We start from the raw sequence: 25,951 nt of genomic DNA, 5'->3' as shown, positions 1-25,951 counted from the left end.
GGTGGTGATAGTGGTGGGGAAACGCCCGGTTAACCGTTCCGATCCCGGTAGCTAAGCCCATTCGCGCTGATGGTACTGCAACTTGGTGGTTGTGGGAGAGTAGGTGACTGCCGCAATATTCTTTAAGGTGAGGGGTCATTCCACTTCGGTGGGATGGCCCCTTACTTGTATTCACGAGTGGTGTGGTGGGGGAGTGTTCGCTGGAGTGATTCAGCGGGTGCTCCCCTTTCTGCTATTCACGGACATTGTGCTGATGTCTCAGAGACTCTGAGCTGGCCGATGCGAGGCTCAGACCCTTACAGTTGCTGCCCCAGCAGTTGCATCGGATCCTCGGCCTGTCGGTATCGGGCTCTCAGGCCTGTTTGAGCCCGAGGAAGCGACGGACCACCTCGGCGCCGGCAACCTCCACTGGCTCGGTACCGCGGACGATCTCTTGAGCTGCCAGGATGACCTGCTGCTCAACGCGCGCCTGTCCATCCTGTGCGACGAGCGTCTTGACTCCATTGGGCGTGTACCCCAGTTTCTCTGAGACTCTGCGACTGGCTGCGTTGCCCTCGAAGTAGCCAGAGTTGAACTCTCTGGCATCGAAATGATCAGCAAACGCCACCAACGCAGCTCTGCGCATCTGGGTTCCATATCCCTTGCCCTGCTCATGCAGCGCCAACCACGACCCTGTAGAGACCGCCCGGGTGCGGACGAAGTCCGTTGCACTCACGCCCTGCACGCCGACAGCTCGGCCGTTGACCCTGACGGTGAACTCCATGGTCCAGTCATCGACTCTGAAGTTCGCTCGAGTGCCCCATTGGTACTGAGCGATGGACCGTGCGATTTCCTCAGGAGTCCCAGAATCCCAGTTGACGAGAAAGGCAGGAATGTTGTTACGGCGAACCCCACCGGCCGCAATATCGGCCAATTCTGAATAGTCCGATTCGCGTACAGGCGACAACTCTATGTGTCCGCAACGAATTCTTAAAGAAAAGGGCGGCCAAACGTCTTCTAAATCCATAAACCGAGTCTAGCGTCGGATGGATTTCGGCAACGCGAAACTCTGAAACTTGCAATATACCAAACCTGGGCCGCGACACCAGTTTGTCCATTATTCGGTCGTATCCGCTCATGTTATGCGGGTCACGGTAAATTGGTTCCATGAGCTTACATCCATCACTGCAGCCAATCTTCGACACCGTGCTTCATCGCAACCCCGGAGAGTCGGAGTTTCATCAGGCGGTACAGGAAGTTCTCTATTCCTTGGGCCCTGTCGTCGACAAGCACCCGGAATACCTCGAACTCTCAGCCTTCGAACGCCTGTGCGAACCCGAACGCCAGATCATCTTCCGCGTCCCCTGGATCGATGATCAGGGGGTCGTCCAGATCAACCGCGCGTTCCGCGTGCAGTTCAACTCCGCACTCGGCCCCTACAAGGGCGGTCTGCGGTTCCACCCGTCAGTGAACTTGGGCATCGTGAAGTTCCTCGGCTTCGAGCAGATCTTCAAAAACGCCATCACAGGTCTGCCCATCGGCGGCGGCAAGGGCGGATCCGACTTCGACCCCAAGGGGCGCAGTGACCTTGAGGTGATGCGCTTCTGCCAGTCATTCATGACAGAGCTCAGCCGCCACATCGGCGAGTACCGCGATGTTCCGGCCGGTGACATCGGCGTCGGCGGACGCGAGATCGGATACCTCTTCGGCCAGTACAAGCGCATGAAGAACGAATACGAAGCTGGTGTTCTCACCGGTAAAGGTCTGTCCTACGGCGGCTCCATGGTCCGCACCGAGGCGACTGGCTACGGTGTCGTGTACTTCCTCAAGGACATGCTCGCAGCAGCGAAGAAGAACATCGATGGACGCACCGTCTCGATCTCCGGATCAGGAAATGTTGCTGTCTTCGCAGCCGAAAAGGTCGCAGCTTTCGGCGGTACGGTCATCACCATGTCCGACTCGGGCGGATTCATCCACGACCCCGACGGCATCGACACCGACATCGTCAAGCGCATCAAGTTCGAAGAGCGCGGTCGCATCTCCGAATACGTTGACGAACGCGGTGGCCGTGCAAAGTACTACGAGGGCGGCAACGTCTGGGACATCGAGGTCGACGTCGCACTTCCGTGCGCGACTCAGAACGAGCTCGACGCCGATTCGGCGCGGACTCTCGTGAAGAACGGAGTCATCGCCCTCGCCGAAGGTGCGAACATGCCCTGTACCCCAGAGGCTGTGAAGACCTTCTCCGATGCCGGTGTGATCTTTGCCCCGGGCAAGGCAGCCAACGCCGGTGGCGTGGCCACCAGTGCCCTGGAGATGCAGCAGAACGCCAGCCGCGACACCTGGGACTTCGACTTCACCGAAGCCCGACTGGCTGAGATCATGGGCGACGTCCATGATAGCTGCGCCGAGGCAGCCGCAGAGTTCGGCTCACCCGGTGACTATGTGGCCGGCGCCAACATCGCAGGCTTCATCCGCGTCTCCGAGGCGATGCTCGCACAGGGCGTCGTCTGATCTGAGCGACACGCAGCCGGCCTCGAACCGGCGCACAGCGGCCCTCTGCTCATCTTCCAGCTTCGTTTGAGGCTGAGGGACGAGCAGAGGGCCGCTGGCATTCGACGATGACCTGCAGTCAGCGTGGCCCGATCGTTCCGTAGCCCTTGCGCCAGCGCAGCAGCGGTTTGCTCTTGCTGCTGCTGACTCCGGTGCCCATCGACACGACTTCGCCGACGACGAGGTAGTGCGTGGCGATTTCAAGGGTCTGCGTCTGCCGCAGTTCGAACCATGCGATCGCATCCGTGAGCACCGGCTGGCCCGAATGGGGTGCCGGAAACGTATCGATGCCCTTGAGCGAACCGTAGAGCGGCTGCCCAGACGCACCCAGGCGCTCGGAGACGTCCCGCTGGGAGGAGTTGAGCAGGGAGATGGCGTAGTGATCACTCATCTCCAGGGACTCCATCATCCGTGACCCGCTGTAGATGCTCACCGCCATGGTCGGCGGATCGTAGGACACGTCGAGGAATGAGTCGACGGTGATCGCATGCAGGGCGGTCCCGCGTTTGACTGAGACCACGGCAACAGCGGCGGCAATATCGTCGCTGAGTTCGCGATAGCGTTCTGTGAGCGAATCCTCGTGAGTTCTGTCCATGGGTCTCATTCTAGGGAACTACAATGGAGCCATGACCTATCCAGCATCAGGTGGTTCAGCAACAATCGAGCGTGAGCAGTCCGAGCAGCTTGTTGAACCCGGCGACCACGAACGATTCAGCCACTACGCACCCAAAGACAAGATCATGGAATCCATGGTCACGGGCACACCGCTGATTGCTCTGTGCGGAAAGGTGTGGGTGCCCACCCGCGACCCCGAACGATTCCCCGTGTGCCCGCGTTGCAAAGAGATCTACTCATCGATGTCTGAAGGACCCAAGGAGTAAATGGCCGCGGAACGTCTCCCAGGGACCTCCGCCGCCGAACAACTGCCACCGGCCTTTCCCGAGCGTGCTGCTTGGGGAACGGCCGGAAAGTTGCGTGCGTGGCAGGCAGAGGCTCTCGAACTCTATTTTCGGGAACAGCCGAAGGACTTCCTCGCCGTCGCAACGCCTGGTGCAGGTAAGACCACCTTCGCCCTGCGCGTCGCCGCAGAACTGCTAGCCCAGCGGGTCGTCAACAGGGTCACCGTCGTCGCCCCAACCGAGCACCTCAAGGTGCAGTGGGCTGACTCGGCCTCACGCGTCGGCATCAAACTCGACCCGCACTTCAAGAATGCCCAGGGCAAGCACGCGCCGGGCTATCACGGTGTGGCCATCACCTATGCTCAGGTCGCGGCGAAGCCGGTCCTTCACCACAACCGCACCGCTGCCGGTCGCACCCTCGTCATCCTCGATGAGGTCCACCATGGTGGTGACGCACTGTCCTGGGGTGATGCAGTCCGTGAGGCATTCGGCCCGGCAGTGCGCAGACTCTCCCTGACAGGAACCCCCTTCCGGTCCGATACCTCGCCGATCCCGTTCGTCACCTACGCTCCAGACGAAAACGGCATCCGCACCTCGGTGGCCGACTATTCCTACGGCTACGGCCGTGCGCTCAAGGACTCCGTCGTGCGTCCGGTCCTGTTCCTCACCTACGCCGGCACCATGTCGTGGCGGACGAAGGCCGGGGACGAGATGTCGCACGTCCTCGGTGAGGAGACGACGAAGGACATCAACTCCCAAGCCTGGCGAACCGCGCTCGACCCCTCAGGTGACTGGATGCCTGCCGTCCTCAAGGCTGCCGATATCCGCCTGACCGAGGTCCGTCGCACCGTGCACGACGCCGGCGGACTCGTCATCGCCACCGACCAGGACTCTGCGCGTGCCTACGCGAAGATCCTCCGCGAACTCACCGGAGAGGCACCGACCGTCGTGCTCTCCGACGAAGCCGGAGCCTCGGAGCGCATCGAGAAGTTCCAGAACTCCACGGACCGCTGGATGGTCGCCGTGCGCATGGTCTCCGAAGGTGTCGACGTACCGCGACTGTGTGTCGGGGTCTATGCCACCTCCTCGGCGACTCCATTGTTCTTCGCCCAGGCGATCGGGCGCTTCGTGCGTGCCCGCAAACGCGGAGAGACAGCCTCGGTGTTCCTGCCCTCCGTGCCGATCCTCCTGGCGCTGGCCAACACGATGGAGGTCGAACGCGACCACGCCCTCGACCGGCCGAAGAACGAAGACGAGAACGACGTCGTGGTCTTCGACGATCAGGCCATGGAACAGGCCAACCGCAGCGAAGGTGCCTCCTCCGATCAGCTGGGCTCATTCGAAGCCATCGGCGCCGAAGCGCTCTTCGACCGCGTGCTCTTCGACGGAGGCGAGTTCGGTACGGGAGGTGCGGTCGGCTCCGAGGACGAGCTCGACTTCATCGGCATTCCCGGCCTCCTCGAACCGGATCAGGTCCACGAACTGCTGCGCACCCAACAGGCACGTCAGGCGAAGCGGAAGACCGCCTCCGCACCGCCGGCACCGGAGCCTGAGGTCAGCGAACTCGACCACCGGGCGATGAAGGAGGAGCGCAATCAGCTCCAGAGCCTCGTCGGTGCCTGGTCTCGTCGCACGGGTACGCCGCACGCGACCGTCCACGTCGAACTGCGCAAGGCTTGCGGGGGACCGGCTGTGGCACAGGCGACCCAGGAACAGATCCAGGCGCGGATCAAAAAGCTGCAGGGCTGGTTCGTCGGCAAGAAGTGACGCCTGAGAGCCTCAGCTCAGCTGACTTCGGTCGAAATCATTTGGGGTAGAAGACCGTGGGGATCGCGGGTTCGCCGTCCTGCATGCGGCGGGCCGAACGTGGCAGCTCGGCCAGAGACTCGTCATGGCGGGCGCAGGCCTTCGTGACTCCGGCCGCGCCGATATAGGACTCATCGATCTCACCATCGACGACGAGGTCGACAGTCAGCGAGCGGCCATCGCCGAGGTCGTCCGGCAGAGTCGGGATGCCCACGGCCTCTTCGACCGCGATGGCACCATCGATGAGACGCAGAGCATCTTTGTGCCCTCCCCGGGAGGGCTTGCCTGCCGAGTTCTTCGCCACCGAGGTCCAGGCACCCGATTCGTCGGCTCGGGCCACGAGCTTGTATACGAGCCCGGCCGCCGGAGCGCCCGAACCGGTGACCACCCGTGTTCCGACAACGTAGGAATCCACGGGGGAGGCTGCGAGAGCGGCGATGGCATATTCGTCGAGGTCGCTGGTGACGGTGATGGTGGTGTCGTGAGCGCCGAGGCGGTCGAGGCCGGCACGGACCTCACTGGCCTGCTCGACGAGGTCGCCGGAGTCGATGCGCACACCGCCGAGGTTCTCACCGGCCAGGCGCACAGCCGTGGCCAGTGCTTCCTCGACGTCATAGGTGTCCAGGAGCAGAGTCGTGTCGGTGCCCAATGATTTGAGCTGAGCGGCGAAGGCCTCCTGCTCGGAATCATGGAGAAGAGTGAAGGAGTGGGCGGAGGTGCCGATGGTTCGCAGACCGTACCGGAGTCCGGCGGCGAGATTCGACGTCGACGCGAACCCGCCGATGACAGCGGCGCGGGCGGCCGCGACCGCTGCATGCTCGTTGGTGCGGCGTCCACCCATCTCCGCACAGGGCCGATCTCCTGCGGCCTGCGCCATGCGCGAGGCCGCCGAGGCGACCGCACAGTCATAGTTCATCGCCGAGAGGATGAGCGTCTCGAGGATGACCCCTTCCGCGAACGTGGACTCAATCGTCATCAGAGGTGACCCGGGGAAGTAGATCTCGCCCTCGGCATACCCGCGGATGCTGCCGGAGAACGAGTAGTCGGCCAGCCAGTCGATGGTCCGCGAGTCGACGATCTGCTCGCGGCTGAGGAACGAGAGCTCTTCGTCGCCGAAACGGAAATCCTTGAGCATCTCGAGAATACGACCGGTACCGGCAACGACCCCGTAGCGGCGACCGGCAGGCAGGCTGCGACCGAAGACTTCGAACAGGCTCCTGCGGTGCGCAGCACCTGATTCCAGGGCAGCCTGGACCATCGTCAATTCGTACTGATCGGTGTAGAAAGCCGTCGAACCGGTCCGTGTGAGATCACTCATAGGCGCGATACTACGTCACGACAGCGTCAGTGTTCTGCCGTAAGGTGGAAACGTGAGCAATCCAACGACTCCAGTTCTGGAGCCGGAGGTCGACATTCGACCGGCGACAGAACAGGCAAAGCCATGGAAGACCGTCGTCTTCAACGACCCCGTCAATCTCATGAGCTACGTCAGCTATGTCTTCCAAGCCTACTTCGGGTATTCGACCGAGAAGGCTCACTCGCTGATGCTTGAAGTCCATGAGAACGGTCGCTCCGTCGTCGCCACAGGCGGACGCGAAGCCATGGAGAGGGACACCCAAGCCATGCACGAATACGGTCTGTGGGCCGCGTGCCAACCCGAATCAGGATCCGACTGAGATATGGCTGCAATCGATGCTCGTGGGGACGATGTCGTCCTCAAACTCGAGGACAATGAACGATCCCTCATGCTCACCGTCTTCACCGACCTGGCAGCACTGCTGGCAGAAGACGACAACGAAGACGGTCGCCCCGATTCTGAGAACTGGGAGGCACGTCTCGGGCTGGTCGAACGGCCACGCCCCCAGGACCCTGCGCTGCTGCGGCTCTTCCCCGACGTCGACCCCCTCGACGAGGAACGATCACAGGAGTTCCGACGCCTCACCGAGTTCGATCTCCAGCAGGCGAAGGCCCACAATGTGCGCATCGTGCTCAACGGACTGGCTAAGGGGTCCTCGATCACCTTGAACCACGATGAGGTTCTAGCGTGGATGAAGGGACTCAACGATCTGCGTCTGGTGCTTGCCGTTCGTATGGGCATCGACACCGAGGAAGCCCAAGAAGAGAAATACGCTCAGCGGGAGGACCTCGACGAATCCGAGGAACTCACACTGACCCTGTATGACTTCCTGACCTGGATTCAGGACCGACTCTCCACTACTTTGCTCAGCGATCTGCCGGGGGACGACGACGTATGAAACTCACTGCCATCGGCACCGCCGGCTCCTTTCCCGGCCCCAACTCAGCGGCCAGCTGCTACCTCATCGAAACAGACGAGGAAAAGCCGACGCGCGTCGTCCTCGACCTCGGATCCGGGGCACTGAGTCCGCTGCAGCGCGCGGTCGATACGGACGGGCTGAGCGCGGTCGTGCTCAGCCATCTTCACCCCGACCACTGCATGGACATGACCGGTCTGTACGTCAAGCACTGCTATGACCCGAAGTTCTTCAACGGCAACATCTCCGACACAGGGTCGATCCGCACGAGGACAAGCGTCTTCGCTCCCGCAGGTGCACAGGAACGATTGACACGTGCCTACTACACGGATCCCGGGAAGTCCCCAGTCGCCGCGAGCGCACACGACTCCGACCTCAGCCACGCCTTCGACTTCACCGATATCGATCACGGGACCAGCCACCAGGTGGGCAGCCTGACGATCGAATCCTTCCTTGTCGACCACCCGGTTGAGGCCTATGCCCTGCGCATCACCGACGCCAAGGGCGCGGTGATCACCTATTCCGGTGACAGCGACGAATGCGACAATCTCGTCGCAGCGGCCCGGGGCGCGGACCTGTTCCTCTGCGAAGCTGCCTTCCAAGAAGACCGCGACACTGCTCGCGGCATCCACCTCACCGGCAAACGTGCCGGACGTGTGGCACAGGCGGCAGACGCCAAGTCACTCGTCCTCACCCACATTCCCTCCTGGACGGACTGCTCCATCGTCCGTGGAGAGGCCGCCCGCGAATACCGTGGACCCATCGAACTGGCCAAACCAGGCAACAGCTGGACCGTGTGAGACTCTCCACCGACACAGACCACGACACAGAACACAGAGCACCCAGGACGCAACAGAACAGCACCGACAACCGAAAGAGGCCCACAGTGCGCGCAGACGGACGAAATGCCGACGAACTCCGCGAAGTGACCATCACTCGCAACTGGATCAACACCGCCGAAGGATCCGCCTTGGTGGAATTCGGCAACACCCGTGTCCTCGTCGCGGCCTCACTGACCGCAGGAGTGCCACGCTGGCTCAAGGGCCAAGGCCGCGGATGGGTCACCGCCGAATACGCGATGCTCCCGCGAGCCACAGACTCCCGCAATACCCGCGAGTCCGTCAAGGGCAAGCTCGGCGGTCGCACCCATGAGATCTCCCGACTCATCGGTCGCAGCCTGAGGGCCGTCATCGACCTCGACAAGCTCGGCGAGAACACCCTCGTCCTCGACTGCGACGTCCTCCAGGCTGACGGCGGCACCCGAACCGCATCGATCACCGGAGCCTACGTGGCACTGGCCGACGCGATCGACAAGGGACGGTCGACCGGGATCATCCCCGCTGCGAACAATCCCATCAAGGACTCGATCGCAGCCATCAGCGTCGGCATCATCGACGGTGAGCCCGTGCTCGATCTGCCCTATGTCGAGGACTCACGCGCCGATACCGACATGAACGTCGTCATGACCGGCAGCGGACAGTTCGTCGAAGTCCAGGGCACCGCCGAAGGCGCACCGTTTGACCGTGACGAACTGGGCACGCTGCTCGACCTCGCAGCCAAAGGCTGTGCCGACCTCACCGGCATCCAGTCGGAAGTCCTGAGCAAATGACCACGTTCGTGCTGGCCACCCACAACGAAGGCAAGAGGCGCGAACTCCTCGCGATCCTCCTGCCCACGTTGGGGGAGGACACGAATGTTCTCACAGCCGCCGAGGCAGGACTCGGCGATATCCCGGAAACCGGGGTGACCTTCGCAGAGAATGCACTGATCAAGGCCCGCGCCGCCGCGCAGGCCACCGGTCACATCGCCATTGCCGATGATTCGGGAATCGCCGTGGATGTCCTCGGCGGGGCACCGGGAATCTTCTCCGCCCGGTGGGCTGGCCGACACGGAGACGATCGAGCCAACCTCGAGCTGCTTCTCGCGCAGCTGTCGGACATCTCGAGCGAACATCGCGGGGCGCAGTTCCGCTGCGCTGCCGCCGCGGTCACTCCCGACGGTCGAGAATTCTCCGCAGAGGGAGTCATGCCCGGGCGTCTGGCCACGAGTCCCTCGGGAGACCATGGTTTCGGCTACGACCCGATCTTCGTGCCCGACGGTTCTGACATCAGCGCCGCACAGATGACACCGGAGGAGAAGAACTCCCGGTCGCACCGAAGAGTCGCCTTCGACAAGCTCGCCGCGGTGCTCGCGGCACAGGCAGGGCTCTGACTCCTGCCCAATGGGCCCGGACATGCTCCGGGCCCGTCCCATTGAGCCTTCTCCACAATCTGGACAACGACTCATCGCCTGGTGAGAACTTCCGCTAAACTGGCGAGGCCGGTGTGCGCCCGCGCACAGTCTGGTCAGAGAAGACGAATGAACCACCGTCGGTTCGTGAAAATGGGAGAGCGATGAAGACTCCGCGCATCATAACGTGGATGGCAGCCCTGGCTGCCTCGAGCCTGATCCTGACCGGCTGTTCGGCAGGAGCATCGGACTCCGGCGACGAGTCCAAGAAGGATTCGATGGCGATCGCGTTCACCGCCGAACCGGTCAACCTCGACTTCACCTCCACCTCGGGCATCGCCATCCCTGAGGCACTGATGGAGAACGTCTACGAGTCCCTCGTCCGCGTCGACGGTGAGGGCGAGATCCAACCGGGCCTGGCCGAGGACTGGGACGTCTCCGATGACCGCAAGACCTACACCTTCCATCTGCAGAAGGGCGTGAAATTCTCCAACGGCGCCGATCTCACGAGCGAAGACGTGAAGTTCTCCTATGAACGGGTGCAGAACGACTGGAAGAACGCACTGAAGTCCAAGATGGACATTGTCGATTCGATCAAGACCCCCGACGATCTCACCGTGGAGATCGCTCTCAAGAAGCCGTCCAATACGTGGCTGTTCAACCTCACCAGCCTCGTCGGAGCTGTCTTCGACACCGAGGGCACCGATGATCTGGCCAACGAAGCCATCGGAACCGGGCCCTTCGCCATCGAGAAGTTCACCCGCGGACAGTCGATCGACTTCACAGCGCGAGACGACTACTGGGGTGAGACACCCGGCGTCAAGAACGTCCAATTCAAATACTTCCAAGACGCAGTCTCGGCCTCGAACGCCCTGAAATCCGGAGAGATCGACGTCGTCTCCAACCTCCAGGCCCCCGAACTGGCCGGAGAGTTCCAGAGCAGCGACTACCAGATCATCTCGGGCACCACGAACGGTGAGGTCGTGCTCTCGATGAACAACGCGAAGGGCATCTTCAAAGACAAAAAGGCCCGGGAGGCGGTCATGCATGCCGTCGACCGCAAGGCAGTCCTTGACACCGCATGGGCCGGCTACGGAGAGCTCATCGGCTCAATGGTCCCGCCGACGGACCCGTACTACGAGGATCTGACGGGAGTCTGGGACTACGATCCGCAGAAGGCCAAAGATCTCGTCAGAGAAGCCGGTATCGAGGGGGAGACGTTCGCCTTCACCGTGCCGAACCTGCCGTACGCGAAGGCCATCTCCGAAATCGTGTCCGCACAGTTGGAAGAGGTCGGGCTCAAAGCCGATATCGAAACTCAGGAATTCCCCGCAGTCTGGTTGGACAAGACCTTCACCGAACACAAGTTCGACATGTCGGTCATCAACCATGCCGAACCCCGGGACATCCTCACCGTCTTCTCCAACGACTACTACATCGGCTACGACGACTCGAAGATCAAGAAGATCGCCGAGAAAGCCGATACCGGCACGGAAGAGGAATACGTCTCAGGGATGAAGACGATCGCGAAGACGATCACCGAAGACGCAGCCTCGGACTTCCTGTTCCTCTTCCCGAACCTCGTCATCGCGAAATCCGACCTCGCCGGAATCCCAGCCAACAGGGTCAACGACGCATTCCGGATCGCGGATCTGAGCTGGAACTGAAGTACCGCCTCCCATGATCATCTATGTGGCCAACCGTGCGATACAGTTCGTTCTGGCGCTGATCGTCGCCTCGGTTGTGGTCTTCGCGCTCATGAGCATCCTGCCCGGCAACGCCGCGCAGGTCGCGTTGGGAACGAACGCCACGCCTGATGCGGTGGCGGCGCTGGAAGCCCAGTACGGACTCGACCAGCCGCCGCTCATCCGCTACTTCAATTGGGTCATGGGCATGCTCACCGGCGACTTCGGAACCTCGTATGTGACAGGGGCAGCGATCACCCCGGTCATCGTCGGCAGCGTCCAGGTCACGGGCATCCTCGTCATCGCCGCGATCTTTCTGGCGATCGTCATCGCCGTTCCTTTGGGCACCTTCGCGGCCCTTGAACAGCGCAACTGGATCGGAGTCACGATCTCCGCGCTGAGCCAGATCGGCATCGCCGTGCCGAACTTCCTCGCGGCCATCATCCTCGTCATCGTCTTCTCCCTGACGCTTGGCTGGTTCCCCTCCCAAGGGTGGATGGCCCCGGTCGAAGGACTGGGCGGGTTCCTCATCCGACTGGTGCTGCCTGTCGTGTCCCTGGCACTCGTCCAGGCCGCGATCCTCACCCGGTACGTGAGATCGGCGGTCCTCGACGTCATGCGCGAGGACTACATTCGCACCGCCCGAGCCAAAGGTCTGACCCGAACCAAGGCGCTGTTCGTCCATGGTCTGCGCAACGCTGCCATCCCCGTCATCACCGTGGCCGGGGTTCAGCTGGCAACACTCCTCGTCGGAGCCGTCATCATCGAACAGATCTTCGTGATCCCCGGCATCGGCTCCGAACTCGTTCGCGCCGTAGCCAACCGCGACCTCGTCTCGGTCCAGGGAATCGTCATGGTCCTCGTCTTCCTCGTGCTCATCATCAACCTCATCGTCGACGTGCTGTACCCGATCGTCGACCCCCGGATCAGGAACGCGTCATGAGCGAGAACCCGAGCACCACCTCGGCGGGGGAGACCTCAATGGATCGTCGCAGACGTACGAAACTGAGGCTCAATGCCTCGATGGTCATCGGTGCCGTCCTCATCTTCGTCATCGTCGCGCTTGCACTCGTGTCCTTCGTGTGGACCCCCTACGATCCCAGCGTCGTCGACCCGGTCGCACGGCTGCAGGCAGCGAGCCCCGAGCACCTGTTCGGCACGGACAAATTCGGCCGCGACACTCTGACCTGGATCATGTACGGGGCCCGGATCACCCTCATGGTCGGCATCGTGGCCGTCGGTATCGCCGTGCTCATCGGCACTCCCATCGGCATCATCGCCGCGGTCTTCGCGCAGTACCCGTGGGGTGTGTGGCTGAGCGCGGTGATCATGCGCGCCAACGACATCCTGCTCGCCTTTCCTGCGCTGCTGCTGGCGATCGTCTTCGCCGCCGTCTACCAACCCGGCACCGGGCCGGCCATGGTGGCCGTGGGAATCGCTGCGATCCCCGGCTTCGCCCGCGTCGCCCGTTCCGGCACGATGCAGGTGCTCGGCTCCGAATATGTGCGCGCGGCCAAGGCTTCGAACCGGAGTGCCCCGGCGATCGCCATCGTCCACGTCCTGCCCAACATCGCCGGCATGGTCATCGTGCAGGCCTCCGTGGCGTTCGCGATCTCCGTCCTCGCCGAGGCGGGTCTGTCCTTCCTGGGACTGGGCACACAGGCTCCCGTGCCCTCCTGGGGCCGGATGCTGCAGGAATCCCAGCAGTTCCTGTCCACCCAGCCCGAACTTGCGCTGTGGCCAGGGCTGTTCATCGCCCTCGCCGTGCTCGGGTTCAACCTCCTGGGCGACGGACTCCGCGACCGATTCGACCCGAAGATGGAGGCCCGCGGCAATGGCTGAGAACCTGCTCGAGGTCCGTGACCTCACCATCACCCCAGCGGGCGCCGAGGCGCCTGTTCTCCACGATGTGTCGCTGAGCCTGGCACCCGGTGAGAGGGTCGGGCTCATCGGCGAATCAGGATCGGGGAAGTCACTGACCGCGCAGTCTGTGATGGGACTGCTGCCCGAAGAGCTGCGAGCCCAGGGCACTGTGTCTCTGCACGGCTTCGCTGGAAATGTTCTTGAGGCGAAGGAGAAGACCCTCGCCAAGATGCGTTCGGACCTCGTCTCCATGGTGTTCCAGGAGCCGATGAGCGCACTCAACCCGCTGATGCGCATCGGCGACCAGATTGCCGAGGTGCTGCGCATCCACGGTGAGGTGGCGCGCGGTGACATTCCCGGACGAGTCCTCGACCTGCTGACAAGCGTGCACATGCCCGATCCGGACAGTGCCCGCTATGCCTACCCGCACCAGATGTCGGGCGGCCAACGACAGCGCGCGATGCTGGCAATCGCCCTGGCGAACTCGCCACGGCTGCTCATCTGTGACGAACCGACCACCGCACTCGACGTGACGGTGCAGAAGCACATGCTCGATCTCATCGCCGAACGCGTCGCCGCAGTGCAGGCAGGACTGCTGTTCATCACCCACGACCTGGCCGTCGTCGCCGGAGTCTGTGACCGGGTGATCGTCATGTACGCCGGGCGTATCGTCGAGACCGGCAGCGTCCACCAGATCTTCACCGATCCCCAGCACGAATACACCCGTGGGCTGCTGGCCTCCTCCGACCTCGAAGCCACCGACGCGCATGGGAAACTCTTCACTCTCAAAACCGCGCTGTCATACGCAGGACCGGTCGATGGCGCCGGGTCGGGCGAGATGCCTGGGCATACCAACGAGGCAGAGCCGGTCAACGAGGCGGAGCCGGTCAAAGCAGATTCGACTGCTGCCGGTGGGCCAGCCGATGTGCGAGACCCCGCGTCCGCCTCGGCGAGGGAGACTGGCGCAGCAGACGAATCCGCGCCGCTCATCGACGTCAGCGGAGTCTCGAAGCACTTCCGCTCCCGAGGGCTGCTGCGACGACGGTCCCCGGTTCGCGCACTCGATGACATCAGCTTCAGCGTCACTTCCGGACAGCGCCTGGGAATCGTGGGGGAGTCGGGGTCGGGGAAATCGACCCTATTGACCATCCTCTCCGGATTGGACCGACCGACCTCCGGCCGGGTGAGGGTCGGCGATATCCGGGTGGAGTCAGCGAGCGCACCGGCTCTGAGGTCGCTGCGCGAGGATCTGCAGATCGTCTTCCAAGACCCCTTTGCCTCCCTTGATCCACGTATGCGGGTCGAAGACATCGTCTCCGAACCCCTCACCGCCCGCGGTATGGCACGGGAAGAACGCCTGGCCAGGGTGGAAGAGATGCTGCTGGCCGTCGATCTCGATACGAAGGCCATGCGACGCTACCCGCACCAATTCTCCGGTGGACAGCGGCAGAGGATCTCGATCGCCCGGGCGCTGGTGACTCGGCCGCAGATCCTTGTCGCCGATGAGCCCGTCTCTGCTCTCGACGTCTCCGTGCGCTCCCAGGTCCTCAACCTGCTCACCGACCTCGTCGATGACTACGCGCTGACCCTGCTCTTCGTCTCCCACGATTTGGGTGTGGTCAAACACCTGTGCTCCGACGTCATCGTCATGAAGGACGGGCACATCGTCGAATCCGGGGCGACCGAAGACATCTACGCCAACCCGCGCGAGGACTACACCCGCAAGCTCATCGCGGCCACCCCGAGTCTGGCCGGAGCGCTCGCCTCAATCACCTGAATCCGACTCTGCGCCACTTCCTCAGCAGAGGCAATAGAAGAAAGGACGGCACTTGAGTCAGAACACGCTTGCCGACCACACAGCGGACGCCATGACCAGCGGCTACACCTCGGGAGACTTCACTCCCTTCGAGGTCCTCGCCGCAGTCGTGGAGAGAATGAACGAGTGCGAACCCGTTATCAACGCACTCCACCATCGGGACGACGAACGTTCACGCGCTGCGGCAGAAGCCAGTGCTCAGCGTTGGCGCGAGGGCCGGTCCCTGGGGGCCTTGGACGGGGTGCCGGTCACGATCAAAGAGAACGTCGCACGAAAGGGAGTGTCGATGCCCGGCGGTCATGCCTGGGCCAAGGTCCCGGTGTCGACTCACGACGCTCCGATCACGCAGCGCCTCGAAGAAGCCGGTGCGCTCATCCTCGGATCGACGACGATGCCCGACTGGGGCATGCTCTCCTCCGGTGTCTCCTCACTGCACGGCATCACCCGTTCGCCCCTGGACCCGAGCCTCACCACCGGTGGATCGAGCGCAGGTGCAGGTGCCGCCGCCGCTGCCGGATACGGTCCCATCCACATCGGCTCTGACATCGGCGGATCGATCCGTCTGCCCTGCACCTGGTTGGGACTGGCCGGCCTCAAACCCAGCTTCGGCAGGGTCCCGCTCGACGCCCCGTACATGGGGCGATGCGCCGGGCCACTGGCCAGGACGATGCCCGACGTCAAGGCCGCGATGGATATCATCTCCGCCCCCGATGACCGTGACTACTCCCGCCTGCCTCAACCTGCTTTAGAGACTCCCAGCCGTCCCAGCTTCGACCCGAAGGGGCTGAAGATCGGGCTCCAGCTCGATGCCGGATGTGGAGAACCCGTCAACCCGGAAATCGCGTCTGCCATCACCGAGGCTGCCGAACGTTTCGCACGAGCCGGAGCCGTCGTCGACACAGTCGACCCCTTCATCGATGATGGGCTGCTGAGAGACATGGACCTGTTCTGGCGAGTGCGCTCATGGAGTGACTTATGCGCCCTGCCGGTGGAGGAACAGGCGCTCATCCTGCCCTACATCCAGCAATGGGCCCAGGGCGGGGCTGACGTCACGGGACTGCGGCTCATGGAGTGCTACCACAGCGTGCAGGAGATCAGACGTCGCAGTGTGGCAGCCACAGCAGCCTACGACCTGGTCATCTCGCCGGTCTCACCCGACGCAGCATTCCCCGCCGAACAGCCCATGCCCTACCCGAGGGTCCACGAACCGATGGGACACATCGGCTTCACCATGCCCTACAACATGTCAGAGCAGCCAGCAGGCACAGTCTTGGCCGGCTACACGAATGACGGTCGGACCATAGGCGCTCAGATCTCGAGTCGTCGCTTCGCCGACGAGCTCGTGATGGCGGCCGGGTCCTGGTTCGAACAGGCAACGGATGTGCCAGCACCCGTGCGTGCTGCGATGAACTGAAGGCGAGGACGTGAGGAGGGCCTGGGTTCTGCAGAACCCAGGCCCTCCTCAACTACGCTTTCCCACTCAGGCGGGACCACCTCGGCGAGGGCAGCGCCGCACGCCGTCGATGACTCGAATCAGAAGTCGAAGAACTCGACCGAGAGCTTGTCTCCGTCGATCTTCACGCTTCCGGACACCGACAGTGGAATATCGTCGTTATAGTACGGACCTTGATTCTTGCCCTTCACAGTGAAGTCGAACTTGCCCGGCTTCTTGGTGAAGAACGAACCGGTGGTCGTGTCACCCGAACCGAAGCTCGCTTCCACCTTGGGCATGTCCTTCATGTCCCACTTGGCGGAGTTCTTCTTGGCCAGATCGGCCAGCTTCTTGTCGGTACCGGCGACTGGGCTCTTTGTCGGATCGTACTTGATGAATTTGCACTTCGGCTTGATGTCCTTGTTGTCGAAGCACTTCTTGAGCTCCTTCTCGACCTGTTTCTGAACTTCCTTCTGGAAGGCGCTCGTCGGGGCGAGATCAAGATTGAGCGTGATCGGAGACACCTCATCGTTGGTCGGTTTTTCACCTGGGGCGAAGGCCTGTGGGAAGTTCACCGCTGCCGTGTCCTTGGCTTCACCGACCCATTTGCTCTTGGGGATCGTAAAGTCATAGTTGCCCGGATACACAGCGAAGGACGTGGTGCCAGCCTGAGCCGTGTAGTCCTTGCCGTTGACGCTGAGGCCATCAGATGCAGGGATGTCGAGCGCGATGACGTTGAGCGCAGGTCCGGTCAGTGACCATTTGTCGAAGAACAGATCCTGCTTGCCATCGTTCTTCGCCTTCAGCTCGACGTTGTACTTGGAGCCGTCGAGATCGTAGGAGACGATGACTGTGCCCTTGTCACCGTCGACCTTCGAGGACTCGACCTTTGCATTCTCGACCTTCGCCGAGGACGCGTCGGTGAACTCCTTGGACAGGAGGTCCAGATTCGTTCCCTCCGGACGAGGCGAGGGCGCGATCTTCTCAGCAGCGGCGAAGTCGCCCTTGCTCAACGATGACACATAGTCTTCGGCAACTTTATCGGGGCCGTAGTTGTTCTTATTGACCGTGTTGACGACGAGGAACCCGACAAGGACGAGAATGATGACGAGGGCCACCGAACCCAGAGCAATGAAGAGAGGCATCCTGCTCTTCTTCTTCTCGGGGCGGGCATCGGCGCGGGTCGCAGTGGCCGCAGGGCCGGCGAACCCGGGAGCCGGCGCCGGCTGTGGGATCGCTTGGGACTGGCCCGGACCCGAACCCGTCCGAGGGGCAGCGGAACCCGAACCGGGCTGGTACTGGCCGGGCTGACCTGTCTGGTACTGACTGGGCTGACCGGGCGCCGGCTGATAGGACGAATCCTGTGCTGAGCCCGGCTGGTACGGACCACCCGGGTAGGGTGCGCCACCCTGGTGGTGACCGGGTTGCTGCTGACCGCCGTTCTGTTGACCGCCGTTGTAATTCGGGGCCTGATTCGAGCTGGCCTGCTGCACTTCGGGGCGCGGCGGCTGGTACTGCCCGGGCTGGTTCGGCTGGGATGGCTGATTGCTCTTGGTCTGATCGTTCGCCGTGAACGGAGGGGCCTGATCGTCGCGGTAGGACGGAGCCTGTTCGGGTCCACTGGCTGGCGCCTGCGGACCGGAGCTGCTGGTGTCCACCGAATCATCAGTAGTGTTGTCCGCCGACGTCTCCGCACCGGATCCCGTTCTGTTGTTCTCGGGAGGGTTCTTAGGAGGCGGCGGGAAATTCGGTTCGTCGTTCCCGTTGCTCATCGTTGGATGCATCCTTCGTGTCTTCAAGCGTGTCCTGGCGCAATTGTACTTCCCACTAAAGAGAATCGCGTGGTCAATACCGGGAAGCAGGTGCCGAGTCAGCGAAAATGGAAGAGATGCACACTTCTCCGCACCCTCGAACCCACCGCCAGCCAGTCCTGCTGGGGCTGCTGGAGGCACTGCGAATCGACCTCATCGCCGTCCCCGCGGCCTTCGTCATCGCCACCGTATTCTGGATCATCGGACTCGGTTCACAGCTGCCGTATTCGATTATCCCGGAGTGGGCATTCGCCCTGTGGGGCGTCGCCCACGGGCTGAGCGTGTCGACGATAGGCTTCGACTTCTCATTGGCCCCGAGCCTGGTCACACTCGGCGTCTGGTTCTTCTTCGCCGCAGGCGCCAAGCGTCTGGTCGCCAGCATCACCGAAGAGGAATCCGCTGACGCTGACATCGTGGACGCCGCGGGGTGGAAGCAGGTCGGCATCGCCTTGGCGACGTACGTCCTCGCGTATGCCGTTCCCATGGTCTCATTGACCTTGCTGCTGGGGGAGGGGAGCCCCACACCGTTGGGCTTCCTCCGCATCGGTCTCCTGCTGCTGTCTGCCTCGGCGGCCGGGTTCCTCTGGGTGCGCGGAGTCGATGACATTCCGCGACTTCGGGATCTCGACAGCGAGGTCTGGGCGGCTGGCGGTCATCTGGTCAAGCGTCTGCTGTGGGGTTCGGCGTTCCTCGCTGTCCTCGTCATCGCCGCCGGCATCGTGCTGAGGTGGAGCGAGCTGAGCGAATCGCTGCAGGTCTACAGTTCACCCCTGTCTGCCGGCGTGGGCCTGCTCGTCATCCAGATCCTCTTCGCCCCTGGCATCCTGTTCGCTACACTGTCCTGGATCGCAGGCGCCGGTGTGAGCGTGGGAGTCGGAGGTTCAAGTTCGGTCTTCCACACCGCAACGGGGCCGGTCCCACATGTGCCTGTGCTCCAGCTGCTCGTCGGCGACTATCCGGCATGGACGGCTGCGGCACCGGTGCTGCTCGTCCTGCTCGGAGTCCTCAGCGTCATCCTCGGCCGAGATCATGCCCGCCAGGTGATGGGAGCCTCGTGGGCCGGGCTGGCGACCGCCGCAGTCAAACTGTTCGTCGTGCTCCAGGTCCTTGCCGTATTCGCGCGAGGAGCTATGGGGCCACTGGGGCTGTCGGCATTCGGGCCCTCTCCGCTGACCTCTGCGCTGGTCATCACCCTATGGGTGGCGGTGGGCATGGCTGTCGGGCTGTTGCTGACCAGGCTCTCCGACATGCAGGCCGCGTCGGGGTTCTCCGGTGACCGGGACGACTTCGACGATGACGAGGAACCCTTCGGCCACATCGCCGAAGAACGACGCACCGACTACTCCGACGAGGACTGAACCACGGGCGGGGCCTGATCCACAGCCGGAGATGGCTCAGTTCGTGCCGGGCAGTTCCTGGCCGGTGAGCTGTTTGAACCAGTCGCCAAGTCCGGTCTGGTACTCCGTTGTGCATGAGAGCTGGGCCTGCTGCGTGATGGCATCACGCACGCATTCCTCATACTTCGACTGAACCGGCCAGAGGACGACGGACGACATCGTCGAGAAGATGAGGTAGAGGGCGAGCAGGCCACCCAGAATGCCCAGGGACATGTTGCGCTTCTGCTTCGTCCTGACGACAGCGACGATGTAGCGAATCGCCCAGACGACAGCGGCGATGGCGAAACCGATGGCCGCGACCTTGAACGGCAGCGGATACGTGAACGTCAGGACCGAGGCGAGGATCAGGAGGATCAGGACCAGGCCATGTCGAGCGGGTGCGGCCTGCTTCTCCTCTTCGGGAGTGGGCGCGCTCTTCTCTTCAGTATTGTTTGGTGACGTCACACGAATAGTTTGTCATAGTCCACTGACAAAAGCCTTGACGGCAGAGAGAGTCCGTATTCTGGTGCCCTGACCGACAGGCGGAGATACAAACGTTAGAATGGGTCTGTGCGCATCGTTCTTCTGGCATCCGGCTCCGGTACCCTCACACAGGCAGTCATCGACGCGTTTGCAGATGCGCAGCGTGGAGTCGAGATCGTCGGCGTCGGTTCGGACTCGCAGACGGCAGGTGTTCTCGACCGCGCGAATGCCCACTCGATTCCCACCTTCGTCGTCCGGCCCAAGGACTGTGCAAGCCGCGAGGACTGGAACCTCCAGCTGCGTGACGCCGTCGCAGATCTGACTCCAGATTGGGTGATCTCGGCCGGGTTCATGCGGATCCTGGGGCCCACGTTCATCGCGGCCTTCCACAATCGCATCATCAACACGCACCCGGCTCTGCTGCCGGCATTCCCCGGCGCGCATGGGGTGCGAGATGCCCTCGCCCACGGTGTGCGCATCACCGGCGGCACCATCCACCTCGTCGACTCAGGAGTCGATACGGGCCCGATCATCACCCAGTTCGCGGTCCCCGTCAGCGACGTGGACACAGAAGACACGGTGCACGAACGCATCAAGACCCAGGAGCGGGCCGAGCTCGTACGGCTCCTGACTCATCTTGCCCACCATGACCTCAGCATCGAGGGACGGCACGTCAGCGGATATGCCACCTCGGCGTCCCCAGTCTGACCCACTCACCAACCGCACGAAACGGCAATCGAGCCTTCAAGGAGGACTTGTGACAGGAACCCGCGCGATCAAAAGAGCGCTCGTCAGCGTTTACGACAAATCGGGATTGGAGGACCTGGCCCGCGGACTGCACGCCGCCGGTGTGCAGATCGTGTCCACCGGTTCGACAGCAGCGAAGATCGCCGAGGCGGGTGCTGCGGTCACGAAGGTCGAAGAGCTGACCGGGTTCCCCGAATGCCTCGAAGGTCGGGTCAAGACCCTGCACCCGCGGGTCCATGCCGGCATTCTGGCCGATTCGCGCAAATCGGACCACATGAGCCAGCTCGAAGAGCTCGAGATCGAGCCATTCGACCTCGTCATCGTCAACCTCTACCCCTTCTCCGACACCGTGGCCAGCGGCGCCGGCTTCGACGACTGCGTGGAGCAGATCGACATCGGCGGGCCGTCCATGGTGCGGGCAGCGGCGAAGAACCACCCAGGCGTCTCCGTCATCACCGACCCCAGCGACTACCCCGCGGTCATTGAAGCGGCCCAGGGACAGGGCTTCGATCTCGCGGCCAGGTGCAGCTTCGCCGCCCGCGCCTTCGCCCACACCGCCGCCTATGACACGGCTGTGGCCTCCTGGTTCGCCGCCGAGATCGCCTCCGGTGCTGACGACGGCGCATCCGCTGAGGAAACTCAGTCTGCCGGGCAGCCCGCATTCGCCGGGGTGACGGGGGAGAAGCTGACCGACCTGCGCTACGGCGAGAACCCACACCAGGCTGCAGCCGTGTACTCCGACGGAACTCGCGGAATCGCCGGTGCGAACCTGCTGGGCGGCAAAGCCATGTCCTACAACAACTACACGGACACCGACGCCGCCATCCGCGCCGCCTTCGATTTCGACCGTCCCGCCGTGGCGATCATCAAGCACGCCAACCCCTGCGGAATCGCGGTGGCCGACACCGCTGCCGCCGCCCACAAGGCAGCCCACGAATGCGACCCTCTCTCGGCCTACGGCGGCGTCATCGCCACCAACCGCGAGGTCGACGCCGAGCTGGCTGCCTCGATCAAGCCGATCTTCACCGAGTGCCTGGCCGCACCCTCATTCTCAGCCGAAGCGCTGGAGCTGCTCTCGAGCAAGAAGAATCTGCGTCTGCTCGAACTCGGTGACGTCGACTTCGCACCTGCTGAGATCAAGCCGATCACCGGCGGATTCCTCGTCCAGGACCGCGACGCGTTCCAGGCCGAGGGAGATGCTTCGGAGAACTGGACGCTGGCCGCAGGCCCGGCCGCTGCACCACAGGTGCTCGCCGACCTGGAATTCGCGTGGAAGGCCTGCCGGGCAGTGAAGTCCAACGCAATCCTCGTGGCCAAGGACGGTGCCTCTGTGGGCGTGGGCATGGGCCAGGTCAATCGTGTCGACTCCGCGAAGCTGGCCGTCGAGCGCGCCGGTGAACAGAGGGCAACGGGCGCAGTGGCCGCCTCGGACGCGTTCTTCCCCTTCGCCGACGGACTCCAGATCCTCCTCGATGCCGGCATCAGCGCGGTTGTGCAGCCAGGTGGCTCCATCCGCGATGAAGAGGTCGTCGCAGCCGCGGAGAAGGCGGGGATCACCATGTACCTGACCGGGAGCCGCCATTTCTTCCACTGAGAAGGTGAAGGCCCACCCACGCCATGCCAGGCGTGGGCGCGGCCCGATCGCCAAGCGCTGGATCTACTGGAAACGGCGCTACGCGAACCCTGTCCTGCGCGACTGGGTTCTTCTGGGCTGCCTGCTGGGAATCTTGATCGCCGCCGCATGTACCCTCATCGACTTCCATCTCGGTGCGATCGTGCTGGCAGTTGTGCCGGCGGGACTGGCGATGATGCGCGCAATGCCCGAACCTTGGGCCGAGGTCTGGACCAATCGATCGAAGACCGTCGACATCGCCACCGGCCTCATCTTCGCTGTGGTTCTCGTGGCTTTGGCGTTCGTCGTCCCGGAGTCGCGCTGAAGCTACCGAGCTCACAGAATCGGTTACTTTGTGCATTCCCTGAAAAACGGGAATCTTCGGTTACACCGAAGCGGAATAAGTGGCAGGGTGAGTGGTGTAAGAAGGTTCGCAAGAACCTTTTCCATTGAAGGGAGACAGTATGGGACTCGACGATCTTACAAACAAAGCCAAGGACGCCGTGAATAGCGAAAAGGGTGAAGAGTTCAGCGATCAGGGTCTGGATAAGGCTACTGACTTCGCCAATGACAAGACCGGCGGCAAGTTCGAAGACCAGATCAACCAGGGTCGCGACGGAGTCGACGGAAAACTTGGCAATGAGTGACTTTTAATTCCATCGCCGCGTCCGGCATGGAAAAGCGCCGAGGTGAATTTCATTTCACCTCGGCGCTTCTTTTATGTCCTCAGCCCAGTTTCTCGATGGGGGCGTAGCGCAGCAGGAGGCGCTTCGTGCCCAAGGAGCCGAAGTCGACGACCGCGACCGTCTTGTCACCGACGCCGTTGACCTCCGTCACAGTTCCCAGACCGAAGGACTCGTGTGAGACCTTCTCTCCCACCGACACGGTGATGACCTCTCGGTTGGGTCGGATCCGATTCGGGAAACCGGCCACAGGCGACGAAGAGTTCGCGGATCCTGAGCGTGAGCCAGAGGACCTGCTCGATCCACGTGAAGAGCCGAATCCGCCGCTGCGTGAGCTGGCGTAGCCGCCGCCGAGGCTTCCTCCGCCGTAGCCGCCGGAGGTGAAGCCGCCGCCCATGCTGGATGAGAAGGTGCCGGTGTTCTCCCATTCGATGAGGCTCTCGGGGATCTCGGACAGGAACCGGCTCGGCGGGTTGTACTGCGGCTGGCCCCACATGCTGCGTGTCTCGGCACGAGTCACAATCAGGCGCTGCCGCGCCCGGGTTAGACCCACATAGGCCAGGCGCCGCTCCTCGGAGAGTTCACTGGGGTTCTCGAAGGATCGGGCATGGGGGAAGCCGCCGTCCTCGAGTCCGGTGAGGAAGACGACCGGGAATTCCAGTCCCTTCGCCGTGTGCAGGGTCATGAGCGTGACCTGGCCGAGCTCGGCATCAGGAATCTGGTCGGTGTCGGAGGCCAGCGCCACCTGCTCGAGGAAGGCCTCGATCGATGAACCGCCGGCGGAAGGAGCATCGCGGCCCTCATCCGCAGCGTCTGCGCCTGCGTCGTCGGTGCTGTCGCCCGCATCGCCGTCTTCGGCTGAAGAGCCTTCGTCGACCGCAGTGCTTGAGCCGGTCTCGGCTGCTTCTGCGTCCGCGTCATCGGCGTCCTCGTCGTCTGTGGCATCGGCCAGGGCCCGAGTCGCGACGAAGTCTTCGGCCACGGCCACCAGCTCGGCGAGGTTGTCGACCCGGGACTCGTCCTGCGGGTCGGTGCTCTTCTGCAGCGACTCGAGGTAGCCGCTCTGCTCGAGGATCGCTTCGATGACCCGCGAGAGCGGAGCCGCCTCGGCGGTGGCCGCCAGGTCACGCATGAGGTCATAGAACTTCGCCACGGAGGTCTTCGCTCGGGCAGAGAGGTGGACGATCTCGTCAAGGCGCCCCAGCGCCGTGTAGAAGCTGATGCCCTCACGGTCGGCGAAGTCTGCGACGATGCCCTCGGTGCGATCGCCGATGGAGCGTTTGGGGACGTTGAGGATGCGTCGCAGATTCACATCGTCATCGGGGTTGGCCACCACACGCAGATACGCGAGGGCGTCCTTGATCTCTTTGCGCTCGTAGAACCGTGTGCCGCCGACGACCTTATAGGGGATGCCCGAGCGGACCAGGGCGTCTTCGATGGCACGTGACTGGGCGTTGGTGCGATAGAAGACGGCGAAGTCACCGTAGGTGTACTTCTCATTGTCGATGAGCTCATCGACCCGGTCGACGATGAAGCGAGCCTCGGCCTGTTCGTTCTCGGCCACCCAGCCGACGATGGTTTCGCCCGTGCCCTCCGAGGTCCACAGCTTCTTGTCCTTGCGATCCTGATTGTTCGAAATCACAGCGTTCGCGGCATCGAGGATGTTCTGCGTGGAGCGATAGTTCTGCTCCAGCAGAATCGTCTCCGCATTGGGGAAGTCCTTCTCGAACTCCATGATGTTGCGCACCGTGGCCCCGCGGAAGGCATAGATCGACTGGTCTGAATCGCCGACGACCGTCAGCTCAGCACCGGTGGCGCCGCCGGCCCCATCACCGGCCAGAGCCTTGATCAGGGCATATTGGGCCGGGTTCGTGTCCTGGTACTCGTCGACGAGGATGTGCCGGAACCGTCGGCGGTAGAAGTCGGCCACCTCGGGGATGGCTCCGAACAGGTGAACGGTCTCAGAAATGAGGTCATCGAAGTCGAAGGCATTGGCCAGCCGCAGACGGGAGGTGTAGCGCTTGAACACATCGGCGAGGACTTCATCGGCCGGATTGTTCGCCCGGGGTATGAAGTCATCGGGTGTCTGCAGATCGTTCTTGAGATTGGAGATTCGGTGCAGCATCGACCGCGGGGTGTACTTCTTCGTGTCGATGCCCAGTTCCTTGAGGATCTGGGACACGAGCCGCTGCGCGTCCTGGGAATCGTAGATCGTGAAGTTGGACTTCATGCCCAGCACCTTCGCCTCCCGGCGGAGGATCCTCACACAGGAGGAGTGGAAGGTCGAGACCCACATGGCACGCGAAGCGGGACCGACGATGGAGCGCACACGCTCGGCCATCTCCTTGGCGGCCTTGTTCGTGAACGTGATCGCCAGGACCTCACCGGGGTGTGCCCGACCGGTGGCCAACGCATAGGCGATACGCCTGGTCAGAACCGTCGTCTTCCCTGAACCGGCACCCGCCACGATGAGGAGCGGTGACCCGGTGTGGGCAACGGCCTCGCGCTGTCGTGGGTTGAGTCCGGTGAGGAGTTCGGCCGCACGTGAGTCGGCTCCCGGCGTGGCTTCTTCGATGTTTTCAGCTGCAGCAGTCATGTCCGGATCAACGATACCGTCCGGCGCTGACGCAGGGAAAAGAGGTGAAGGCCGAACACAGAGGCGGCCCCGTTCCGATCACCGTAAATCTGGTGATCGGAACGGGGC

24 protein-coding genes and 1 rRNA gene are annotated in these 25,951 nt (G+C 62.9%); 19 read left to right on the top strand and 6 right to left on the bottom strand.

Annotation, left to right across the window (positions count from 1 at the left end; translation table 11 throughout):
• A 5S ribosomal RNA gene (rrf, locus tag BAUR9175_RS07420) occupies positions 1–116 on the top strand; the annotation flags it as partial.
• A 236-nt stretch (positions 117–352) separates the two neighbouring features.
• Here the strand turns inward: rrf and BAUR9175_RS07415 are convergent.
• The gene (locus tag BAUR9175_RS07415; protein WP_226824005.1) at positions 353–1,006 is read right to left on the bottom strand and encodes a GNAT family N-acetyltransferase; all 654 of its coding nucleotides are present in this window, start codon (positions 1,004–1,006) and stop codon (positions 353–355) included.
• A gap of 140 nt (positions 1,007–1,146) precedes the next feature.
• Here BAUR9175_RS07415 and gdhA point away from each other — a divergent pair, with 140 nt between their 5' ends.
• Positions 1,147–2,493 (top strand): NADP-specific glutamate dehydrogenase, encoded by a 1,347-nt coding sequence (gdhA, locus tag BAUR9175_RS07410; protein WP_069599794.1) that lies wholly within the window; start codon positions 1,147–1,149, stop codon positions 2,491–2,493.
• Positions 2,494–2,611: 118 nt separating this feature from the next.
• Here gdhA and BAUR9175_RS07405 read toward each other — a convergent pair whose 3' ends face one another.
• Entirely contained in the window at positions 2,612–3,127 is a 516-nt protein-coding gene (locus BAUR9175_RS07405) for a flavin reductase family protein (protein ID WP_096161582.1), read from the bottom strand.
• Positions 3,128–3,158: 31 nt separating this feature from the next.
• Between BAUR9175_RS07405 and BAUR9175_RS07400 the strand changes: the two genes are divergently transcribed.
• Both BAUR9175_RS07400 and BAUR9175_RS07395 read left to right on the top strand, forming a co-directional pair.
• Positions 3,159–3,413, top strand: coding sequence for a DUF3039 domain-containing protein (locus BAUR9175_RS07400; RefSeq protein ID WP_009884033.1), 255 nt, complete (start codon positions 3,159–3,161; stop codon positions 3,411–3,413).
• A complete protein-coding gene (locus BAUR9175_RS07395) occupies positions 3,414–5,198 on the top strand; it encodes a DEAD/DEAH box helicase (RefSeq protein WP_069599796.1) in 1,785 nt (594 codons plus the stop codon). It begins immediately after the preceding gene.
• 37 nt (positions 5,199–5,235) lie between these two features.
• Here the strand turns inward: BAUR9175_RS07395 and BAUR9175_RS07390 are convergent, their stop codons facing one another.
• Entirely contained in the window at positions 5,236–6,555 is a 1,320-nt protein-coding gene (locus BAUR9175_RS07390; RefSeq protein ID WP_101583373.1) for a nicotinate phosphoribosyltransferase, read from the bottom strand.
• Between the two features lie 52 nt (positions 6,556–6,607).
• Here BAUR9175_RS07390 and clpS point away from each other — a divergent pair, with 52 nt between their 5' ends.
• From clpS to BAUR9175_RS07340, 10 genes are all read left to right on the top strand, one after another.
• Positions 6,608–6,913: an ATP-dependent Clp protease adapter ClpS gene (gene clpS, locus BAUR9175_RS07385; protein WP_069599797.1), complete on the top strand. Its 306-nt coding sequence runs from the start codon at positions 6,608–6,610 to the stop codon at positions 6,911–6,913.
• 3 nt (positions 6,914–6,916) lie between these two features.
• Positions 6,917–7,492 (top strand): DUF2017 family protein, encoded by a 576-nt coding sequence (locus BAUR9175_RS07380; protein ID WP_101583372.1) that lies wholly within the window; start codon positions 6,917–6,919, stop codon positions 7,490–7,492.
• A complete protein-coding gene (locus tag BAUR9175_RS07375; RefSeq protein WP_096158470.1) occupies positions 7,489–8,310 on the top strand; it encodes an MBL fold metallo-hydrolase in 822 nt (273 codons plus the stop codon). Before BAUR9175_RS07380 ends, BAUR9175_RS07375 begins: the two co-directional genes overlap by 4 nt.
• Positions 8,311–8,396: 86 nt before the next feature.
• A complete protein-coding gene (rph, locus tag BAUR9175_RS07370) occupies positions 8,397–9,119 on the top strand; it encodes a ribonuclease PH (RefSeq protein WP_009884027.1) in 723 nt (240 codons plus the stop codon).
• Positions 9,116–9,721 carry an RdgB/HAM1 family non-canonical purine NTP pyrophosphatase gene (rdgB, locus tag BAUR9175_RS07365; RefSeq protein WP_096167584.1) on the top strand — a complete coding sequence of 202 codons (606 nt, stop codon included), beginning with the start codon at positions 9,116–9,118 and terminating at the stop codon, positions 9,719–9,721. The genes rph and rdgB overlap by 4 nt, the downstream gene beginning before the upstream one ends.
• 182 nt (positions 9,722–9,903) lie before the next feature.
• Positions 9,904–11,406, top strand: a complete 1,503-nt coding sequence (locus BAUR9175_RS07360; RefSeq protein ID WP_096177519.1) for an ABC transporter substrate-binding protein — start codon at positions 9,904–9,906, stop codon at positions 11,404–11,406.
• Positions 11,407–11,419: 13 nt separating this feature from the next.
• Positions 11,420–12,367 carry an ABC transporter permease gene (locus BAUR9175_RS07355; RefSeq protein WP_009884024.1) on the top strand — a complete coding sequence of 316 codons (948 nt, stop codon included), beginning with the start codon at positions 11,420–11,422 and terminating at the stop codon, positions 12,365–12,367.
• A complete protein-coding gene (locus tag BAUR9175_RS07350; protein ID WP_096177518.1) occupies positions 12,364–13,266 on the top strand; it encodes an ABC transporter permease in 903 nt (300 codons plus the stop codon). The genes BAUR9175_RS07355 and BAUR9175_RS07350 overlap by 4 nt, the downstream gene beginning before the upstream one ends.
• On the top strand, positions 13,259–15,064 hold the full coding sequence (locus BAUR9175_RS07345) for a dipeptide ABC transporter ATP-binding protein (protein WP_101583370.1): 1,806 nt from the start codon (positions 13,259–13,261) through the stop codon (positions 15,062–15,064). The genes BAUR9175_RS07350 and BAUR9175_RS07345 overlap by 8 nt, the downstream gene beginning before the upstream one ends.
• Before the next feature lie 52 nt (positions 15,065–15,116).
• The gene (locus tag BAUR9175_RS07340; protein WP_096177516.1) at positions 15,117–16,517 is read left to right on the top strand and encodes an amidase; all 1,401 of its coding nucleotides are present in this window, start codon (positions 15,117–15,119) and stop codon (positions 16,515–16,517) included.
• Positions 16,518–16,636: 119 nt separating this feature from the next.
• On the opposite strand, the gene BAUR9175_RS07335 is transcribed toward BAUR9175_RS07340, so the two are convergent.
• Complete coding sequence (locus BAUR9175_RS07335) at positions 16,637–18,307, bottom strand: zinc ribbon domain-containing protein (protein WP_096177515.1); 1,671 nt, start codon at positions 18,305–18,307, stop codon at positions 16,637–16,639.
• A gap of 116 nt (positions 18,308–18,423) precedes the next feature.
• Between BAUR9175_RS07335 and BAUR9175_RS07330 the strand changes: the two genes are divergently transcribed.
• Positions 18,424–19,704, top strand: a complete 1,281-nt coding sequence (locus BAUR9175_RS07330) for a cell division protein PerM (RefSeq protein ID WP_101583368.1) — start codon at positions 18,424–18,426, stop codon at positions 19,702–19,704.
• A 36-nt stretch (positions 19,705–19,740) separates the two neighbouring features.
• On the opposite strand, the gene BAUR9175_RS07325 is transcribed toward BAUR9175_RS07330, so the two are convergent.
• A complete protein-coding gene (locus BAUR9175_RS07325; RefSeq protein ID WP_009884018.1) occupies positions 19,741–20,187 on the bottom strand; it encodes a hypothetical protein in 447 nt (148 codons plus the stop codon).
• 105 nt (positions 20,188–20,292) lie between these two features.
• Here BAUR9175_RS07325 and purN point away from each other — a divergent pair, with 105 nt between their 5' ends.
• The 4 genes from purN to BAUR9175_RS07305 all read left to right on the top strand — a co-directional run bounded on the left by purN (position 20,293) and on the right by BAUR9175_RS07305 (position 23,211).
• Positions 20,293–20,913 carry a phosphoribosylglycinamide formyltransferase gene (gene purN, locus BAUR9175_RS07320; protein WP_009884017.1) on the top strand — a complete coding sequence of 207 codons (621 nt, stop codon included), beginning with the start codon at positions 20,293–20,295 and terminating at the stop codon, positions 20,911–20,913.
• Between the two features lie 49 nt (positions 20,914–20,962).
• Positions 20,963–22,546, top strand: a complete 1,584-nt coding sequence (purH, locus tag BAUR9175_RS07315; protein WP_101583366.1) for a bifunctional phosphoribosylaminoimidazolecarboxamide formyltransferase/IMP cyclohydrolase — start codon at positions 20,963–20,965, stop codon at positions 22,544–22,546.
• 4 nt (positions 22,547–22,550) lie between these two features.
• Positions 22,551–22,889, top strand: a complete 339-nt coding sequence (locus BAUR9175_RS07310; protein WP_009884015.1) for a hypothetical protein — start codon at positions 22,551–22,553, stop codon at positions 22,887–22,889.
• 139 nt (positions 22,890–23,028) lie between these two features.
• Positions 23,029–23,211, top strand: coding sequence for an antitoxin (locus tag BAUR9175_RS07305; protein ID WP_009884014.1), 183 nt, complete (start codon positions 23,029–23,031; stop codon positions 23,209–23,211).
• A gap of 79 nt (positions 23,212–23,290) precedes the next feature.
• On the opposite strand, the gene BAUR9175_RS07300 is transcribed toward BAUR9175_RS07305, so the two are convergent.
• Positions 23,291–25,843: a UvrD-helicase domain-containing protein gene (locus BAUR9175_RS07300; protein WP_101583365.1), complete on the bottom strand. Its 2,553-nt coding sequence runs from the start codon at positions 25,841–25,843 to the stop codon at positions 23,291–23,293.
• Positions 25,844–25,951: the final 108 nt, after the last annotated feature.

This window comes from Brevibacterium aurantiacum (genome assembly GCF_900169065.1).
Lineage (GTDB): Bacteria > Actinomycetota > Actinomycetes > Actinomycetales > Brevibacteriaceae > Brevibacterium > Brevibacterium aurantiacum.
Note: the sequence above shows the minus strand (reverse complement) of the source record. Positions and strands in the feature narration are given on the sequence as shown.